The organism is Ruegeria sp. CRTD044 (assembly GCF_059613485.1).
Genome location: NZ_JBXWSP010000003.1, coordinates 146654 through 164858 on the forward strand (window position 1 = coordinate 146654; position 18205 = coordinate 164858).

At 63.0% G+C, this 18205-nt stretch carries 21 protein-coding genes; 12 read left to right on the forward strand and 9 right to left on the reverse strand.

The genetic code is table 11. The annotated features are described in order from the left end of the window. Positions 1 to 12: 12 nt before the first annotated feature. The 8 genes from AC2FNL_RS01705 to yddG all read left to right on the forward strand — a co-directional run bounded on the left by AC2FNL_RS01705 (position 13) and on the right by yddG (position 6976). A complete protein-coding gene (locus AC2FNL_RS01705; protein WP_093963507.1) occupies positions 13 to 399 on the forward strand; it encodes a hypothetical protein in 387 nt (128 codons plus the stop codon). Then, on the forward strand, positions 396 to 1367 hold the full coding sequence (locus AC2FNL_RS01710; protein ID WP_496831961.1) for a sterol desaturase family protein: 972 nt from the start codon (positions 396 to 398) through the stop codon (positions 1365 to 1367). Before AC2FNL_RS01705 ends, AC2FNL_RS01710 begins: the two co-directional genes overlap by 4 nt. Before the next feature lie 92 nt (positions 1368 to 1459). Next, positions 1460 to 1651 (forward strand): hypothetical protein, encoded by a 192-nt coding sequence (locus tag AC2FNL_RS01715; protein WP_093963509.1) that lies wholly within the window; start codon positions 1460 to 1462, stop codon positions 1649 to 1651. Positions 1652 to 1752: 101 nt separating this feature from the next. Continuing rightward, complete coding sequence (locus AC2FNL_RS01720) at positions 1753 to 2586, forward strand: EAL domain-containing protein (protein WP_496831964.1); 834 nt, start codon at positions 1753 to 1755, stop codon at positions 2584 to 2586. A gap of 196 nt (positions 2587 to 2782) precedes the next feature. Beyond that, positions 2783 to 3958, forward strand: coding sequence for an acetyl-CoA C-acetyltransferase (locus AC2FNL_RS01725; protein WP_093963511.1), 1176 nt, complete (start codon positions 2783 to 2785; stop codon positions 3956 to 3958). Positions 3959 to 4144: 186 nt separating this feature from the next. Continuing rightward, positions 4145 to 4867: an acetoacetyl-CoA reductase gene (phbB, locus tag AC2FNL_RS01730; RefSeq protein ID WP_496831966.1), complete on the forward strand. Its 723-nt coding sequence runs from the start codon at positions 4145 to 4147 to the stop codon at positions 4865 to 4867. A 298-nt stretch (positions 4868 to 5165) separates the two neighbouring features. Beyond that, entirely contained in the window at positions 5166 to 6113 is a 948-nt protein-coding gene (locus AC2FNL_RS01735) for a transcriptional regulator GcvA (protein WP_170342248.1), read from the forward strand. Then, the gene (gene yddG, locus AC2FNL_RS01740) at positions 6110 to 6976 is read left to right on the forward strand and encodes an aromatic amino acid exporter YddG (RefSeq protein WP_170342250.1); all 867 of its coding nucleotides are present in this window, start codon (positions 6110 to 6112) and stop codon (positions 6974 to 6976) included. The genes AC2FNL_RS01735 and yddG overlap by 4 nt, the downstream gene beginning before the upstream one ends. On the opposite strand, the gene AC2FNL_RS01745 is transcribed toward yddG, so the two are convergent. The 3 genes from AC2FNL_RS01745 to AC2FNL_RS01755 form a co-directional block, all read right to left on the reverse strand. After that, positions 6973 to 7137: a YdcH family protein gene (locus tag AC2FNL_RS01745; protein ID WP_170342251.1), complete on the reverse strand. Its 165-nt coding sequence runs from the start codon at positions 7135 to 7137 to the stop codon at positions 6973 to 6975. The genes yddG and AC2FNL_RS01745 overlap by 4 nt on opposite strands. Positions 7138 to 7257: 120 nt before the next feature. Then, the gene (locus AC2FNL_RS01750) at positions 7258 to 8031 is read right to left on the reverse strand and encodes a tRNA1(Val) (adenine(37)-N6)-methyltransferase (RefSeq protein WP_496831969.1); all 774 of its coding nucleotides are present in this window, start codon (positions 8029 to 8031) and stop codon (positions 7258 to 7260) included. Next, the gene (locus tag AC2FNL_RS01755) at positions 8028 to 8243 is read right to left on the reverse strand and encodes a putative signal transducing protein (RefSeq protein WP_093963516.1); all 216 of its coding nucleotides are present in this window, start codon (positions 8241 to 8243) and stop codon (positions 8028 to 8030) included. The genes AC2FNL_RS01750 and AC2FNL_RS01755 overlap by 4 nt, the downstream gene beginning before the upstream one ends. Positions 8244 to 8299: 56 nt before the next feature. Between AC2FNL_RS01755 and AC2FNL_RS01760 the strand changes: the two genes are divergently transcribed. After that, the gene (locus AC2FNL_RS01760) at positions 8300 to 9298 is read left to right on the forward strand and encodes a polyprenyl synthetase family protein (RefSeq protein WP_496831972.1); all 999 of its coding nucleotides are present in this window, start codon (positions 8300 to 8302) and stop codon (positions 9296 to 9298) included. Here AC2FNL_RS01760 and AC2FNL_RS01765 read toward each other — a convergent pair. From AC2FNL_RS01765 to soxR, 4 genes are all read right to left on the reverse strand, one after another. Further along, the gene (locus AC2FNL_RS01765) at positions 9291 to 10112 is read right to left on the reverse strand and encodes a 4-(cytidine 5'-diphospho)-2-C-methyl-D-erythritol kinase (protein WP_496831974.1); all 822 of its coding nucleotides are present in this window, start codon (positions 10110 to 10112) and stop codon (positions 9291 to 9293) included. The two genes, AC2FNL_RS01760 and AC2FNL_RS01765, sit on opposite strands and share 8 nt — an antisense overlap. Further along, complete coding sequence (locus tag AC2FNL_RS01770) at positions 10102 to 11814, reverse strand: tetratricopeptide repeat protein (protein ID WP_496831976.1); 1713 nt, start codon at positions 11812 to 11814, stop codon at positions 10102 to 10104. Before AC2FNL_RS01770 ends, AC2FNL_RS01765 begins: the two co-directional genes overlap by 11 nt. Before the next feature lie 105 nt (positions 11815 to 11919). Further along, positions 11920 to 13566, reverse strand: coding sequence for an electron transfer flavoprotein-ubiquinone oxidoreductase (locus tag AC2FNL_RS01775; protein ID WP_496831978.1), 1647 nt, complete (start codon positions 13564 to 13566; stop codon positions 11920 to 11922). 136 nt (positions 13567 to 13702) lie between these two features. Next, entirely contained in the window at positions 13703 to 14158 is a 456-nt protein-coding gene (gene soxR, locus AC2FNL_RS01780; RefSeq protein WP_005978985.1) for a redox-sensitive transcriptional activator SoxR, read from the reverse strand. An 89-nt stretch (positions 14159 to 14247) separates the two neighbouring features. Here soxR and AC2FNL_RS01785 point away from each other — a divergent pair, with 89 nt between their 5' ends. The 3 genes from AC2FNL_RS01785 (at position 14248) to AC2FNL_RS01795 (ending at position 16342) form a co-directional block, all read left to right on the forward strand. After that, positions 14248 to 14628: a VOC family protein gene (locus AC2FNL_RS01785; protein ID WP_496831980.1), complete on the forward strand. Its 381-nt coding sequence runs from the start codon at positions 14248 to 14250 to the stop codon at positions 14626 to 14628. Positions 14629 to 14866: 238 nt separating this feature from the next. Then, positions 14867 to 15337, forward strand: coding sequence for a transcription elongation factor GreA (gene greA, locus AC2FNL_RS01790; protein ID WP_005978981.1), 471 nt, complete (start codon positions 14867 to 14869; stop codon positions 15335 to 15337). Positions 15338 to 15349: 12 nt separating this feature from the next. Then, positions 15350 to 16342 carry a hypothetical protein gene (locus AC2FNL_RS01795; RefSeq protein ID WP_496831983.1) on the forward strand — a complete coding sequence of 331 codons (993 nt, stop codon included), beginning with the start codon at positions 15350 to 15352 and terminating at the stop codon, positions 16340 to 16342. Here the strand turns inward: AC2FNL_RS01795 and AC2FNL_RS01800 are convergent. Together AC2FNL_RS01800 and AC2FNL_RS01805 are read right to left on the reverse strand one after the other, a co-directional pair. Further along, positions 16339 to 16935: a GNAT family N-acetyltransferase gene (locus tag AC2FNL_RS01800; protein ID WP_496831984.1), complete on the reverse strand. Its 597-nt coding sequence runs from the start codon at positions 16933 to 16935 to the stop codon at positions 16339 to 16341. The genes AC2FNL_RS01795 and AC2FNL_RS01800 overlap by 4 nt on opposite strands. Beyond that, complete coding sequence (locus AC2FNL_RS01805) at positions 16932 to 18191, reverse strand: molybdopterin-binding protein (RefSeq protein ID WP_496831986.1); 1260 nt, start codon at positions 18189 to 18191, stop codon at positions 16932 to 16934. The genes AC2FNL_RS01800 and AC2FNL_RS01805 overlap by 4 nt, the downstream gene beginning before the upstream one ends. Between the last annotated feature and the right edge of the window lie 14 nt (positions 18192 to 18205).

Here is an 18205-nt window from a genome sequence, read left to right on the forward strand (position 1 = left end):
CGGGAGGACATCATGCCGCTGGAAATCCTGCTGGTTCTGGTGGTCGGTGGCATTGCCGGCATCACCATACTGCTGCATCTGACGGGAAAATCGCGTCAGCGCGTGCTGAGCGCCGATACCGCGCGCGCCGAATGGGTGCGCCACTTCCCCGACGACACCATCATCGACGTCACCCTGACCCATGACGGACATGCCGCATTGCTGCGCACCGAGACCGGGCCGGGCCTGTTGTGGTCCTTTGGCGCCGACACGGTGGCCCGCCACCTGCGCGATTTCGACTGGATCGACCACCCCGAGGGCATCGAGGTCCAATTCCACGACTTCGCCACCCCCGGCGTCACCGTCCGCCTTGACGAAACCGAGCGCCGCCACTGGCGCCACCTGCTGGAGCCCGCATGACCGACCAGATCAGCTTTCCCGATGTCGTCCAATGGGCCGTGCCGTTCTTCATCGCCGCCATCCTGGCCGAATTCCTGTGGATTGCCGTGAAGGGCCGTGGCGGTCGGTATGAGACCCGCGACGCCGTGACCTCACTGATCATGGGAGCGGGCAACATCGCGTCCGGGTTCCTGCTGGGCTTTATCGCCTACGGGTTCTTCATGTGGCTGTGGAAGATCACGCCGCTGGATCTGGGCACGTCGATCCCGGTGATCATCCTGTGCTTTGTGCTGGATGACCTGCGCTATTACTGGGTGCACCGGTTCGGGCATCGCATCCGCTGGGTCTGGGCCAGCCATGTGAACCACCACAGCTCGCAGCACTACAACCTGACCACCGCCCTGCGGCAGACCTGGACCTATACTTTCACCTTCATGATGGTCGTGCGCGCACCGCTGATCCTGCTGGGGTTCCACCCGGCGATGGTGCTGTTCTGCGGCGGCCTGAACCTGATCTACCAGTTCTGGATTCACACCGAGGCCATCAGCAAGATGCCGCGCTGGTTCGAGGCGGTCATGAACACGCCCAGCCACCACCGCGCCCACCACGGCCGCAACGCGCGCTATCTGGATTGCAACTATGCCGGGGTGTTCATCATCTGGGACAAGCTCTTCGGCACCTTCGTCCCCGAGCAGGAGGACGACCAGGTCGATTATGGCCTGGTGCACAATATCGGCACCTTCAACCCGCTGCGGGTGGCCTTTCACGAATGGGTGGCCATTTGGCGGGACGCGACCCAGCCGGGCCTGACCCTGAAACAGCGGCTGGCCTATTGCTTTGCCCCGCCGGGCTACAGCCATGACGGCAGCCGCGACAGCTCCGAGCAGATCAAGGCCAAGCACCTGGCGAGCCACCCCGAAGATCTCGGAACGCCCGGTTTCGAGCAATTCGACGAAAACCTGCCCAACCAACAGGCAAAACAGGCCTGAGACTGGCGGCGTCTGCCGGGCGGGCGCTTGAATTCCGGCGCGCGTGCTCCATATCCGGACAAGTGACAAGTTTGTTCGGTCGGAGTTCCACCATGTCCCGCGTTACTGCCATCTTCACCGCGACCGGTCTGTTGGGCCTGGTAATCGCGATGCTCAGCGCCCTTGGGCAGCAGCCTGCCCCGGCGGTAATGATGCTTGGAGTGGCTATGGTGGGCACAGGCTTCCTGGGTGCCGTGATTGGCGCCGTGGTCGAATTGCGCCACGCAGCCCAGACGACCCGCTGATCCCACCCACTGATTCCCGACGCGCATTAACCGCAAATTCACCGGTACGACCCGAAACTACGTGCTGACCGGTTTCGGAAACGTACGGGGATTCGGCATCGATGCGGAAAAAGGACTTTGCAGATCTGCCAGAAGGTGGGGACAGCCCGTTGAATTCGGCCGTCGCCGCGCGGGACACTTCGACCGTTCAAATGGCGACCGAGGCCGTCAAGCATCAGCAATGCCGCCTCGCGTTCCAGCCCGTCATGCAAGCACGCGACCCGCACGGCGTCGCATTCTACGAGGCATTCATCCGCGTGCTGGACGAAACCGGCCGCGTGATCCCCGCGCGGGAGTTCATGCCGCAGGTGGAAAACACACCAATCGGCCGGGAACTGGATTGCATAGCATTGGAAAAAGGGTTGCGCGCCCTGTCGAGAAATCCGGAAATCCGGCTTTCTATCAACATGTCCGCACGCTCGATCGGATACGCGCGCTGGTCACGGATATTGGACCGGTTTCTCAAACGGGAAAAAACGCTGGGCGAGCGGCTTATCCTCGAAATCTCCGAAAGCTCGGCAATGCAGGTTCCCGAACTGGTGGTCGATTTCATGGACCGGCTTCAGGATCGCGGGATCGCTTTTGCGCTGGACGACTTCGGCGCCAGCAACTTCAGCTTCAGGTATTTTCGCGAGTTCTTCTTTGACGCGGCGAAGATCGACGGGCAGTTCGTACGGGGTGTCAGCACCAACCCGGACAATCAGGCGCTGGTGCGCGCGCTGATCGCCGTCGCCCGTGAGTTTGAGATTCTGGTCATCGCCGAATCGGTCGAAACTCGTGAAGATGCCGAGTTTCTGGTAGCCAGCGGTGTGGACTGCCTGCAGGGCTATCTATTCGGCGCTCCGACGGTGAAAGCCCCGTGGCAGCCGGAAAAAGAAGCCAAAACAGGAAGTTGAACCTAATTCCCTTGGGCGCAATTCGGCCGAGGCTTTCCCATGAGACAAGCTGTCCGTTGCTGCACGTGCAGCATTGCGCTATGGCAGACAGTGCTGGAGCGGGGGATCACGAGGCGCTCTTGCATCGCCAGAGAGGCTCTGTGCGACCTGCGCCGTCAGATTTCCCACAGGACCTTGACGGTAAAGGATTGACTGTATGACCAACGTAGTAATCGCATCCGCCGCACGCACAGGAGTCGGCAGCTTTGGCGGTTCCTTTGCGAACACCCCCGCACATGATCTGGGCGCTGCCGTCCTCGAAGCCGTCGTGGAACGCGCCGGGATCGACAAGTCCGAGGTGAGCGAAACCATCATGGGTCAGGTTCTGACGGCCGCCCAAGGCCAGAACCCCGCACGCCAGGCGCACATCAACGCCGGCCTGCCGCAGGAAAGCGCGGCCTGGGGCATCAACCAGGTCTGTGGTTCAGGCCTGCGTGCCGTCGCACTGGGCGCTCAGCACATCCAGTTGGGAGATGCAGAGATCGTGTGCGCTGGTGGGCAGGAGAACATGACCCTGTCCCCCCACGCCGCATCGCTTCGCGCGGGCCACAAGATGGGCGACATGAAATACATCGACACCATGATCCGCGATGGCCTCTGGGATGCGTTCAACGGCTACCACATGGGCCAGACCGCCGAGAACGTGGCCGAGAAGTGGCAGATCAGCCGCGATATGCAGGATGAGTTTGCGGTGGCCAGCCAGAACAAGGCTGAGGCCGCGCAGAAGGCCGGCAAGTTCAAGGACGAGATCGTCCCCTTCACCATCAAGACCCGCAAGGGCGACATCGTGATGGATAGTGACGAGTACATCCGTCACGGCGCAACCATGGAGGCGATGGCCAAGCTGCGTCCGGCCTTCACCAAGGACGGCTCGGTGACTGCGGCCAACGCCTCGGGTCTGAATGACGGCGCGGCGGCAACCCTGCTGATGTCTGCCGACAACGCCGAAAAGCGCGGGATCGAACCGCTGGCCCGCATCGCGTCTTATGCGACCGCCGGGCTGGACCCGTCGATCATGGGTGTCGGACCGATCTATGCCTCGCGCAAGGCGCTGGAAAAGGCCGGCTGGTCGGTTGACGATCTGGATCTGGTCGAAGCCAACGAAGCCTTCGCAGCACAGGCCTGCGCCGTGAACAAGGACATGGGTTGGGATCCCTCGATCGTGAACGTGAACGGCGGCGCCATCGCCATCGGCCACCCGATCGGAGCATCCGGCTGCCGGGTTCTAAACACGCTGCTGTTCGAAATGAAGCGCCGGAACGCGAAAAAGGGTCTGGCAACCCTCTGCATCGGAGGCGGCATGGGCGTCGCCCTGTGCGTGGAGCGCGTATAAGTGCTTTGACAAGTCACGAATAAGGGCGTCCAATGGGCGCCCTTTTTTGTTACACTCGAGGAATATCCCCAGGATGCGACAATATCACCAAACGGAAAGAGACAGCTCGCGGCGAAACGATATTGCGCTACACAATCTCTCAGAGTAACAGAATTACCAACACGATTAAATTTGGAGGAGTCCTAAATGGCACGTACAGCACTCGTAACCGGCGGCACCCGCGGCATCGGCGCAGCAATTTCCAAAGCGCTCAAGGCTGAAGGATACAATGTAGCCGCCTCGTATGCGGGGAATGACGAAGCCGCGGCCAAGTTCACCGAGGAAACCGGCATTGCGACCTACAAATGGAACGTGGCCGACTATGACGAATCCAAGGCGGGCATCGAAAAGGTCGAAGCCGAGCTCGGCCCGATCGACATCGTTGTCGCCAATGCAGGCATCACCCGCGACGCGCCGTTCCACAAGATGACACCGGAACAGTGGCACCAGGTGGTCGACACCAACCTGACCGGGGTGTTCAACACCGTACACCCTGTCTGGCCCGGCATGCGCGAGCGCAAGTTCGGTCGGGTGATCGTAATCAGCTCGATCAACGGGCAAAAGGGCCAGTTCGCTCAGGTGAACTATGCCGCCACCAAAGCCGGTGATCTGGGCATCGTCAAATCCTTGGCTCAGGAAGGCGCGCGCGCCGGCATCACCGCAAACGCCATCTGCCCCGGATACATCGCGACCGAGATGGTCATGGCCGTTCCGGAAAAGGTGCGTGAAGCCATCATCGGTCAGATCCCTGCAGGCCGCTTGGGCGAACCCGAGGAAATTGCCCGCTGCGTCGCATTCCTGGCCTCGGAAGATTCGCAGTTCATCAACGGGTCGACGATTTCGGCCAACGGCGCGCAGTTTTTCGTCTGATCGCGGCTCAAATGAAAACGGGCCGACCCAACGGGTCGGCCCTTCTTTGATCCCGTAAGAACGCGCGCGCAGCGTTCAGCGGGAACCCAGAACCCACTTCCAGAAACTCCGGATCGCTTTGCCGCGCTCTTGATGAGCGCGCAGAATTGCCTTTTGTGCGGCAGGATTGGTCGTCATCTCGATCATGGCTTTTCCCTTCTACTAAAGGTGAACTTGACTTGCACTCAACATGCCTGTTGTTTTCAATAGGTACAAACGAGAGTTTTTCCGCCTTCAGTTTAGAAAATCTTATGTGAAGATGAGCGACCGACTTCCCCCACTCACCGCCCTCAGGGCCTTTGATGCCGCCGCCCGCCATATGTCCTTCGCCAAGGCCGCGGACGAGTTGAACGTGACACCGGCCGCGCTGTCGTTTCAGATCAAGTCTCTGGAAGAGCATTTGGGCCAGCCGTTGTTCCGCCGATTGAACCGTGCGGTCGAGTTGACCGAGGCCGGACGAACCCTGGCCCCGGGCACGGAAAAAGGGTTTGCTGCGCTGCAGGCGGCTTGGTCGGCCACCCGCCGCCTGCAGGACAACACGACATTGACCGTGACCGCTGGGCCGGCCCTGACAGCCAAATGGCTGGCCCCCCGCCTGTACGAGTTCGCCCGCGCCCATCCCGAGATCGACCTGAGATTCTCAGCCACGCTGCGCAATCTCGATTTCGAGCGCGACGACGTGGATGTCGCGATCCGGTTCGGGTACGGGCAGGATGACGGGCTGTATTCAGTTCCCGTGCGGCAAGAATGGCTGACACCGGTCATGACGCCCGAGCTTGCGGCCCGGTTTCCGACGCCGCAGGATCTGACCAAAGCGCCCCTGATCCACGATGACTCGATCAATTTCCTGAATCCACCCTGTGACTGGCCCGCCTGGTTTCGCGCGGTCGGGGTGGACTTCACGCCGACTCATGGCGCACATTTCTCGAACGCGGATCACGCCATTGATGCCGCGGTGGCGGGTGTCGGTGTCGCGTTGGGACGGCGCCCGATGATCATCAAGGATGTGATCGAAGGCCGACTGGTGATGCCCTTCAAAACCGCCGTCGAAACCAAGGCCCGGTTCCGGTTCCTGTGCCGTTCGGGCGAAGAGACGCGCCCTCAGATTGCCGCCTTCCGGGATTGGTTCCTTGCAGAGATCGAAAAAACCGCGCACATATCCGACGGTCTGGAAATCATACCCGTCGAGGATATCCCCCCCGCATGACAAAGAACCGCGCCACCGCCATCGGTTTTGTCGCCGTCCTTTTGTGGGCACTGCTGGCGCTGTTCACGGTTGGCTCGGCGCCGACCCCGCCGCTTTTGCTGAACGCCATCTGCTTTACGATCGGCGGAACCCTTGGCTTGATCTGGACGTGGCGCAGCGGTGGGCTTGCGCAACTGAAACGGGTCAGTTGGAAGGTATTCGCCTTCGGCACGGTTGGCTTGTTCGGATACCACGCCCTGTATTTTTCGGCCCTGCGCATGGCACCTGCGGCCGAGGCCGGATTGATCGCCTACCTCTGGCCCTTGCTGATCGTTCTTTTTTCAGGGTTGCTTCCTGGTGAAACCCTGCGTCTCGGCCATCTGCTCGGGGCTTGTCTGGGCTTCTCCGGGGCCGCGCTGATCATCACTGGCGGCGGAACCGCAGGGTTTCAGGCCGAACATCTGCCGGGCTATGCGCTGGCGCTTTTGTGCGCCCTTACGTGGTCGGGGTATTCCGTATTGTCGCGCAGGCTGGGTCAAACGCCGACCAGCTCGGTAGCAGTGTTCTGCGTGCTGACCGCCATCGCCTCGTGGATCCTGCATTTCAGCCTTGAGCAGACGGTCTGGCCGCCCGATGCACTGGCCTGGATGTCGACTGTTGCCCTGGGGTTGGGGCCTGTTGGGCTGGCGTTCTATGTCTGGGATATCGGGGTCAAGCACGGTGACATCCAGATGCTGGGCACCAGCTCGTACGCGGCACCCCTGTTGTCAACTTTGGTGCTTGTGGTCGCCGGGATCGCCACGCCATCCTGGACGCTGGCGATCGCGGCATTACTTGTTACCGGCGGCGCTGCAATCGCGGCACGCGCCAGCCTGCGACATTAAGCCGACAGGCGTTCAATCTCTTCCTTCAGCTTCAGCTTCTTCTTTTTGAGTTGAGCGATGTGGAGATCGTCGATACCGGGCGAGCGCTGGGCTTGTTCCACTTCGAGACTGAGGATTTCGTGCTTCTTCTTCAGTTCCGTCAGATGTGCGCTTACGCTCATGGCGATCCTCCTTCTCAGTTTCTGAATATCACATGGGAAGTTGATCACATCATTTCCAGCCTGTCACGCTGCAGACGCTCGGATTCTTGTTCAAATCCGACAATTTCGGCTGGTCATTGCCTATCGGGCGTCCGGCCAGGGCACTGGTCGGCCCTCGCGCAGGATGCCAGATACCATGTCGGTATAGCTCTCGCCGTCCCTTTCATGGCGGTCACCGCTGTGGAGAATCAGCGGCGCATGCAATCGAAAATCCGCGCGCGCGCCCTTGCGCGCCCGCAGGATCAGCAACTCGGCCCTGCGCCCCATGCGCGGCGCGATGGGCAGAACCTCTACCGAGCCCAACCGACCCACGCAGGCCGTCAGCATGTCGGGCAAGCGTTCCGCGCGCTGGATCATGTGCAAGTACCCGCGCGGTGCCAGCCTGCGCGCTGCCGCATCAAACCAGTCGGACAGCGGCGTCTGCTCGCTCAGCGCCGTTCGCCGACCAGCATCGACGGCCGCGCTATGTGCACCGGGCCGATAATAGGGCGGGTTTGCGATCACGTGGTCGAAGTGCTGCTGACGCAGATCAGTCGGCATATTGGACAGGTCGGCCACGTGAACGGACAGATCAATCTCGTTGCATTGCGCGTTTCTTGCGGCCAGATCGCCATAGTCGGCCTGAAGCTCGATCCCGGTCGAGCGCAGACCAGGTACGCGGGTCGCGAGACAAAGAACCGCAGCACCCGCCCCGCAGCCCAGCTCCAGCACCGACTGCCCGGCTTTGGCCGGAACTGCGGCAGCAAGCAGCACCGGATCGACACCGGCGCGATAACCGTCTCGCGGCTGCCACAGCTTTAGGCGGCCACCCAGAAAGTCGTTGCAAGTCAGCGCGCTGTCAGGAAACCCGGTCATCTTCCCAGCGGAATGTCATTGTCACGCATCACCCGCTCTGCCCGCTCGAGGTCATCGGTCCGAACCATGAGGCGGCGCGGAAAGATTCCGATGCCTCCCTCGAGGACGCTCATATTTACGTCCATCTCAAAGCAGTCTATATCCTCGCCCTCAAGAAGAGCGGATGCAAAGGCAATGATGGTCGGATCGGTGCTGCGCAGAAGTTCTTTCATGGGGATGGATGTAAGGGCAAGGCAGGACGAAAGTCGAGCCTTGTATCAGGAGTGTGATGACGATCAGCACGATCTCGAAACCGCATGAGCGACTGGCCGAGATTTTGGCCGGGGAAATGGAGGCGGTAAACACTCTGATCCGCACCCGCATGGCCTCGGAACACGCGCCCCGCATCCCCGAAGTCACCGCGCATCTGGTCGAAGCCGGCGGCAAACGCCTGCGCCCGATGCTTACACTGGCCGCCGCGCGGCTGTTCGGCTATGGCGGTGACCATCACATCCGACTGGCCGCCACGGTCGAGTTCATCCACACCGCCACGCTGTTGCACGACGACGTCGTGGACGAAAGCGCCCAGCGGCGCGGCCGGCCCACCGCCAACCTGCTGTGGGACAACAAGTCCAGCGTGCTGGTCGGTGACTATCTGTTTTCGCGCAGCTTCCAGTTGATGGTGGAAACCGGGTCTTTGCGGGTTCTGGACATTCTGGCCAATGCCTCGGCCACCATTGCCGAGGGCGAGGTGCTGCAGATGACCGCAGCCACCGACCTGCGCACGGATGAGGCCGTCTACCTGCAGGTGGTGCGCGGCAAGACCGCCGCGCTGTTCTCCGCGGCAACCGAGGTGGGCGGCGTGATCGCCGGTGCGTCCGAGGAGCAGGTCCGAGCGCTGTTCGCCTATGGCGACGCGTTGGGCATCGCCTTCCAGATCGCCGACGACCTGCTGGACTACCAGGGCGACAGCAAGACAACCGGAAAGAACGTGGGCGACGACTTCCGCGAGCGCAAACTGACCCTCCCAGTGATCAAGGCCGTGGCCCAGGCCACACCCGACGAGCGTGCGTTCTGGGAGCGCACGATCGAGAAGGGTCGGCAACAGGATGGAGACCTGGGCCTAGCCCTGAACCTCATGCGCAAATACGGCACCTTGGAGGAGACCCGGACAGACGCTCTGGCCTGGGCAGCCAAGGCCAAAACCGCTTTGACCGCGCTGCCCGATCACGAATTGCGCGACCTGCTCGGCGATCTGGCCGATTACGTCGTGTCCCGCCTCAGCTGAGTACGCTGGCGCGACACCACCAGTCCGGCTGGGAAACACCAATCTCGTAGGCTGCAAAATGTGCGGCCTTCATGGACGGGTACAGCGCAAAGCAGGTCGAACCCGACCCCGACATGCGCACCAGCAGAACGTCCCGCGTTTCACCCAGCGCCTGCAACAAGTCTGAAATTTGGGGCGCCAAGCCAATTGCCGCTTCCTGCAAATCATTGCGTTGCCCGGCCAGCCAGTCAGCGCAGGCCTCTGGCGTTTCGAATGCCGGGATCTCATCCGGCATCCCCGGATTGTCGCGCGAAGCCAGCGCATTGAACACCGGCCCCGTCGGAACCGGAACACCCGGATTGACCAGCAATGCGGGCAAAGCGGGCAATGCAACCGGGGCGACACGGTCACCAATGCCCCGCATCCGTGCGGCTCTGCCCAGTACACAAACAGGAACATCCGCGCCCAGTGCCAAAGCCGTTTCCAGCGGGACCTCCGCGTCTTGCCCGGCGATGGCCCGCAAAGTCGCAGCCGCATCCGATGAGCCGCCGCCGATTCCCCCGCCATGCGGCAGAACCTTGTCCAACTGGATTTGCCCGCTCCATCCCATCGCCTGAGCGGCCCGCCAGACGAGGTTGCGGTCGTCGGTCGGCACCCCGGCAGAATGGGGCCCGGTCACGGTCAGGCGAATCTCGGGCCCGGGTGACAGAATCAACGTGTCTCCCACATCGGCAAAGGCGACCAGCGAGTCCAGCAGATGGTATCCGTCGGCCCGCCGACCGGTCACATGCAGGGAAAGGTTGATCTTCGCGGGCGCAAAGGCCTCAGTCGCCATTGGCGACCTTCAGGGGGGCCGCGCCTTCCTCGGCCAGCACCGCGTCCAGCCCGACCTCGAGTTTGCGACGGATCCGATCGGGGTCGGCCTCGCCATCGGTATCTTCGGGATCGATGAAGGACAACGCGCGCCGCCATTGGAAATCGGCCTCACGGGTGCGCCCGACGGCCCAGTAGACGTCGCCCAAGTGGTCGTTGACCACCGGGTCCACGGCCATCAGTTCGACGGCGCGCTCCATATGCTCGACCGCCTCGTCGTACCGGCCCAAGCGAAACAGGACCCAGCCCAAGCTGTCGACGATATAGCCGCTGTCAGGCTGGATCGCGACGGCGCGCTCGATCATGTCCAGCGCCTCGTCCAGTTTTTCCTGCCGCTCGACCAGCGAGTACCCGAGATAGTTCAAAACCTGCGGCTGATCCGGGTTCAACTCCAAGGCACGCCTGAAATCCGCCTCGGCCTTGTCCCACGCCTTGAGCCGTTCGTGGCAGATGCCGCGGGCGTAGTGCAGGAACCAGTTGCCACCTGAACCGGTTTCGGTCAGCTCGATGGCTCGGTCATACGAGGTTACAGCTGCGGCGTAGTTTTCCTGACGCCGCTGCAGGTCGGCCAAGGCGACATGGACACTGGGCAGGTTGGGCTGCCGGGCCGCCAGATTTTCCAGCACTTCGATCGCCGCATCCGGTTTCCCCGACTGAGCCAGGATTTCGGCACGCCCCAGTTCGGCTGCGTGGAAATCGCTGCTATCCGTGGGAACCTTTCGATAGGCTTCGGCGGCCAGGTCGTACTGGCTCAACTGCTCAAGCAGTTCCGCGCTCAGCAGGATCGCATCGATGTGATCGGGCCGGAGGTAAGTCGCGATCCGCGCGTAGAGCAGCACATAGTCATGTGCGGCCTCGGTGTTCAACGCCGCCCCGACCGAGAAAAAGACCTCGGCCACGCCTTCGGTGGCCGATCCGACATGGGTGAAAGGCAAGGTGCCACCGGCGCTGAGCGTGTCCACGTAGGTCTCGATCGACGGATCGCTGCCCGCCGCAAACACGTTTTCAAGGAATTGCAGAGCTTCGTCGTTGCGGTTGAGCTGCGACAACACTTCGACCCGCGCCAGCGCTGCACGTCGCGAGAATCGCGCAACGATACTGTCGTCGGCCGCAAAGATCGCCTCGGCCCCTTCGAAATCGCCAACCGACGCCAGCGCCAGCGCCTTGTGATACAGCGCGAATTCCCGCAGACCGTCCTGCTGGGCGACCTCATCGAACTGCGCCATCGCCTTGGTCATTTCGCCCTTGCCCAGATGCGCCCAGGCCGTCATCAACCCATCGACCAGCGGGCCAACGCCCTGGTTTTCCGGGTCACGGGCCAGCAATTCGTCGAACTTTCCGTCAGATACCAGTTTGGCGGAAACAACCATGCGCGCGGCCTGGTTGGGTTGCTCGTTTGCCTCCATGTCCTCGGCGATGGGCAGTGCGCGTTCCACATCGCCAAGAGCCACGCGCGCCAGTAGCACGCTTTCCTTGAGCTTGGTGTTGCCCGGATCGAAAATCAGGGCCTTCGAGTAGTACTCCTCGGCAGCCTTGTAGTCGCTTTCATAGATGGCTTGGCGACCAGCCAGATAGGATCCCGCGCCGGAATCCGCGTGAACCGGAACGACAGCTGCTGTCGCAAGAAACACGGCCAGCGCCGTGCGACGAACCAGTGAAACCACCTAATACCTGCCTTGTCTGCCTACGATTGCAGGATAAGCTAGGGCCTTGGCCCGCCAGAGGCAATGGCCGAGCGTTCACGGCCCCGCCATTGCCCGGGTTTTTGCCTACATGTTGGGGTAGTTCGGTCCGTCCCCACCCTGCGGCGTGGTCCACGTGATGTTCTGGCTGGGATCCTTGATGTCACAGGTCTTGCAGTGGACGCAGTTCTGGAAGTTGATCACGAATCGAGGCTCGGCCTCGTCCTTCACCACTTCGTACACGCCCGCCGGGCAATACCGCTGCGCCGGTTCATCAAACTTGGGCAGGTTGACCTTCACCGGAATCTCGGGGTCGGTCAGCTTCAGGTGACAGGGCTGGCTTTCTTCATGGTTGGTGAACGAGAACGCCACGTTGGTCAGACGATCGAAAGACAGCGTGCCATCGGGCTTCGGATAGTCGATGGGGGTGTGCTTGTTGGCATCCTCGGTCGCCTCGGCGTCGTTCTTGCCATGGCCCAGCGTCCCCAGCAGCGAGAAGCCCAGCGTGTTGGTCCACATGTCCATACCGCCCAGCACCAGCGAAGCGGTCAGGCCGTATTTCGACCACAGCGGCTTGACGTTGCGAACCTTCTTGAGGTCGCGGCCGATCGCACCGTTGCGCACCTCGTCTTCATAGGCGGACAGTTCGTCGCCCGACCGGTCGGCCTTGATGGCCTCGAACGCGGCCTCGGCCGCGGCCTTGCCCGACAGCATCGCGTTGTGGTTGCCCTTGATGCGCGGCACGTTGACCATGCCCGCCGAGCAGCCCAGCAGCGCGACACCCGGTGCCACCAGCTTTGGCATCGACTGGTACCCGCCCTCGGTGATCGCCCGGGCGCCATAGGCCACGCGCTTGCCGCCCTTCAGCAGGTCGGCCACCACCGGGTGATGCTTGAACCGCTGGAATTCCATGTAAGGGAACAGGTGCGGGTTCTTGTAGTTCAGGTGTACCACGAAGCCCACATAGACCTGGTTGTTTTCCAGGTGATAGATGAACGACCCGCCCCCGGCATTGCCGCCCAGCGGCCAGCCCATCGTGTGGGTGACGCTGCCTTCCTTGTGCTTGGCGGGGTCGATCTCCCAGATTTCCTTCATACCGATGCCGTATTTCTGCGGCTCTTTCCCGCCTGACAGATCGTATTTCGCGATCACTTCCTTGGACAGCGACCCGCGCACCCCTTCCGACAGGAAGACGTATTTGCCGTGCAGTTCCATACCCGGCTCGGTGTTGGGGCCATAGGATCCGTCGGGCTCCAGCCCGAAGACACCGGCCACGACACCCTTGACCTCGCCATTGTCACCATAGACCAGCTCCGAGCAAGCCATGCCGGGGAAGATCTCGACGCCCAGTTCCTCGGCCTGTTCGGCCATCCAGCGGCAGACATTGCCCATCGAGACGATGTAGTTGCCGTGGTTGTTCATCAGCGGCGGCATCGGCCAGTTCGGGATGCGCAACTTGCCGGCCTCTCCCAGCATATAGAAATTGTCTTCGCGCACGGGCACGTTCAGCGGCGCGCCCTTTTCCTTCCAGTCGGGGATCAGCGCATCCAGACCGCACGGATCCAACACCGCGCCCGACAGGATATGCGCACCCACTTCCGAGCCCTTTTCCAGCACGACCACGTTCAGGTCGACGTCCAGCTGTTTCAGACGAATGGCCGCCGACAGGCCCGCCGGGCCTGCGCCCACGATCACCACGTCGTATTCCATCGCTTCGCGTTCAATTTCGGCCATCGTGGGCTCCTCCGCTAACTATCCGAATTGGCGCCTGGGGCGCGGGCTCGGCGAAATTTTGTTTCCCGGCTGATTACCTGCTGGAAAAGACCTTGGTCAATCAAAACACGGCGTAACATTGCTGCAATGCGGCAGATCAGCCCTCGGGCGCGTCACCCATCAGGTACCTGGGACCGCTACCATGCGCCTTGGCCCGGTCGTCTGGGTTGTAGAGCGCGCATTTCGGCAGGCTCAGGCAGCCACAGCCGATGCAGCCGTCCAGATTGTCGCGCAGGCGCAGCAGAGTGTCGATTCGCTGGTCCAGATGCGCGCGCAGGCCCTGGCTGATCTTTTTCCAATCCGCCGGCGTGGGCGTGCGGTTGTCGGGCAGCCCGGCCAGAACCTCGCGGATTTCGGGCAGGGTCAGGCCGAACTGCTGGGCGATCATCACGAAACTCAGCCGACGGATGTCGGCGCGCTGATACCGCCGCTGACCGCCCGGATTGCGCCAGGGGGAAATCAACCCCTGCGCCTCGTAATAGCGGATGGCGGATACCGCCAACCCCGTGCGGCGCGCCAGCGCGCCGATGGAAAGGCCTTCGGATGCGGGCATGATCTCCTCCCGAAAAAATCTCTTGAGCTAAAGTTAGGTTTAGGAATTACGGTGAGTCGAAACAAGCCTGAACATGAAAAGGAGACCCCATGATGGCGACGCTGGAACACACGAACTTCACCGTCCGCAACCCGCAGGCGACCGCCGCCTGGATGCAGGACGTATTCGGATGGAAAACCCGCTGGGAAGGCCCCGCCATCGCGGGCGGCTATACCGTGCACGTGGGCAGCGCACATACCTATCTGGCGCTTTATGCCCCGGCCGACCCGAAACCGTCGGGCGAAAGCAGCTATGACATCGTCGGCGGGCTGAACCATGTGGGCGTGCTGGTCGAGGACATCGACGCGACCGAAGCCAAGGTTCGCGCCGTCGGGTTCGAGCCGCACAACCACGCCGACTATGAACCCGGCCGCCGGTTCTATTTCGACGATGACAACGGCATCGAATTCGAGGTGGTTCAATATGATTGAGATGCTCTGGTTCGGCGCCGAGGCGCATCGCTGGAAACGCGGTGATCTGCTGGGGCATCGGCACAATCGGAAACCCCCACCGCCCCGACGGCGTTAAGTTGCGGATTGCAGGGGCCAAACCCCTTGGCCTCTTGCATTTCACGCCATATTTGGGTCAGGTAATTGCCAACCCATCTTTCGCCCCGACGCTGGTCTCATGCGGCGGGGCGACTCAATTTGTGCGTGGAAAAAAGAAGATATGGAAAAGATCCCCATGACGCCCGCGGGCTTTGCCGCGCTCGAGGCAGAGCTCAAGCAACTCAAGTCCGTTGAACGCCCCGCCATCATCGAGGCCATCGCCTCGGCGCGCGAACTGGGCGACCTGAAGGAAAACGCCGAATACCACTCGGCCCGCGAAAAACAGGGCTTCATCGAAGGCCGCATCAAGGAACTGGAAGGCGTGCTCTCGCTGGCCGAGGTGATTGACCCGACCAAACTGTCGGGCGCGATCAAGTTCGGCGCCAAGGTCACCCTGGTCGACGAGGACACCGACGAGGAAAAGACTTGGCAGATCGTGGGCGAGCATGAGGCCAATATCGAAAAGGGCCTGCTGAACATCAAATCGCCCATCGCCCGCGCCCTGATCGGCAAGGAAGAAGGCGACAGCGTCGAAGTGCGCACCCCCGGCGGCGTGCGCTCGTACGAAGTGCTGAGCATCCACTACGCCTGATCGGAGCGCGTCATGTCGGGCCAAGACCCTGATCCGGACAGCAAACGCCCCACCTGGCTGGGCATCTATGACCGTCCGGGCCGACCCAGCGTCACCGGGATCGAGATTGCGGCCGCGGCCCTCAGCCTGATCTGGCTGGTGGTGGCCGTGGTCTTTCTGGTGCTGCCCGAGCAGACGCAGGCCGGCGGTTTCATCGTGATGCTGCTTGCGGTTTTCATGCCGGTGGCGATGATCTGGGTCGCGGCGTTGGCCATGCGCGCCAGTCGCATCATGCGCGAAGAGAGCGCCCGGCTGCAGACCGCAATCGACGCGATCCGCCAAGCCTATGTATCGCAGCAACAGCGGTCGGCCAGCACCTACGAACCCGCGGTGGCCCGGAAACTGGATGAAATCGCCGCAGCTGCCCGGCACACCCAAAGCACGCTGGCCACGTTCTCCAGCAAGCGGCGGGATCTTGCGCCGCTGGCAAGACCTGCGACACCCTCGGGCCAGACCTCGTTGGAACTGGGCACTCCGCCCGAGGAGATACCGACTCCTCTGCCCACCGACATTTTCATCCGCGCGCTGAACTTTCCCGAAACCGCCGAGGATACCGAAGGCTTCAACGCCCTGCGCCGCGCGATGAAGGACCGCAAGACCGCGCAACTGGTACAGGCCGCCGAGGACGTGCTGACCCTGCTCAGCCAGGAAGGCATCTACATGGACGACCTGCGCCCGGACATGGCCCGCCCCGAGGTCTGGCGCCAGTTCGCCAAGGGCGAACGCGGGCGTGCGGTCGCTGCTTTGGGCGGCATCCGCGACCGGTCGTGTCTGGCGCTGACCTCGGCGCGGATGAAGCAAGACCCGATCTTTCGCGATGCGGTGCATCACTTCCTGCGCCGCTTCGACACCATGATCGTCGAGTTCGAACCTTTGGCCAGCGACGCCGACCTGACCGCCTTGGGCGACACGCGCACGGCGCGCGCCTTCATGCTGCTGGGCCGGGTGGCCGGGACCTTCGACTAGCCACCGTCCGGCACGACCCAGCGCATTTTCGTGGCCGAACTAAATCCGAACAGATGCTTGAACGGGCCGGTATAATCCTGCCCAATCGCCTGAAACCCTTCGCGCTCGTACAGGGTCCGCGCGCGCGGGTTGGTGTTGATCACGTCCAGTTGCACCTCGTGCATGCCCAGCCTCTGCGCTTCCTCCTTGATCGCCCCCAGCAACAGGGTCCCGACACCCTGCCCGCGCGCCTCGGCTGCCACGCATATGCCATCCATCTGGAACACGCCCGGCTTCAGGTCGCGCTCCAGAACGCTCACGATCAGGCCCCGCCACAGGGCGCCGAACCAGCCATAGACCCGGGCCAGATCCGCCAGCCCGCCCTGCGTCAGCCCACCGTCGCGGGTCTTGTACCCGGCCAGCCCCAGCATCCGCCCATCCGCATCCCGAGCCACCAGGGCGAATTCTGGGTTCAGCACCCGTTCGAAAAAGGCCAGCCCGCGCGCGTCCGGACCCATCACGCGCGATAGTTTGCCCGAGAACGCCTGCCAGAACAGCTCTGCTGCCCGCGCGCGCTCATCGGGGGAAAACCCGCGCGAGACCGAAACCGTCACAGGCCGAAACTGCCATAGGGTATGAAGCGAACCGGGTCTCCGGGCTGGATGTCCAGCGGGCCGTCCGGCAGTTCGACCAGCCCTTCGGCCCAGCTGAGCCCGCTGATGCGACCCGACCCTTCCGAGTGGAACACCTCGACCCGGCCGTCGCGGACCCGGGCGCGCAGGTATTCACGGCGGCCCGGTTTCTTGCGCTTGGCGAACCCGGCGGGCAGGTCATAGCCCTGCGGCTGCTGCCACCCCTCGCCCGCCATCAACCCCAGCGCGGGCCGGGCAAAGATCAGAGTGCAGACCATCGCCGCCACCGGATTGCCCGGCAGGCCGAACACAGGCGTGCCCTGCCACAGGCCCAGCGCCAGCGGGCGGCCCGGTTTCAGCGCGATGCGCCATTCCTGCAAGGCCCCCGTCGCGCGAAGCAGGGCCGAGACATGATCCTCGTCCCCCGCCGAAGCGCCGCCGCTGGTCAGGATCGCGTCGGTCTGTTGCGCGGCCTGGTCCAGCCGGTCCCGCAGCGCGGCCCGGTCGTCGCCCACGCGGCCCAGATCGACCGGCACAAAGCCCATCCGTTGCAGCATCGCCAGCAGCATCGGGCGGTTTGCATCATAGATCTGACCCGGCCCCGCGGCCTGACCCGGATCACGCAATTCATCGCCGGTGGACAGAACCCCCACACGCAAGGGGCTGCGGACCGGGACCGCGGCCACGCCCACCGCCGACAGCAGCGCCAGATCGGCGGGTGTCAGGCGTCGCCCGGCAGGCAGAGCCAAGGCGCCGGCCTGCACGTCTTCGCCCGCCTTGCGCGTATTGGCGCCGGCCTTCAAAGGCCCGTTGAAGGCGATGTGGCCGTCTTGCACGGTCACGTCCTCTTCCAGAATGACGGTATCCACGCCCTCGGGCAGCGGCGCGCCGGTCAGAACGCGCAGCGCCTGCCCCTCCGGCACGGCCCCCGCAAAGGGTACACCCGCCGCCGCGCGCCCCTCGGCCAGCGGCAGGATTTGCGGGCCCTCGGGTCGACCACCGGCGAAGCCGTACCCGTCCACCGCCGTGTTGGGCAGCGGCGGATTCGACCGTTGCGCGATCACGTCCTGCGCCAGAACACGCCCGCAGGATTGACCAACGGGCAGGGTCTCGACACCGGCCACCGGGTGCAACCGGTCGCGCAACAGGGCCAGCGCGTCGGCGACCGGAGTCCATTCGACCCCCGGCGGCAGGGCGAAACAGTCGTTTTTCAGCGGTGGAGGAGCAATCTTCGGCATGGTCAGGTCCTCGG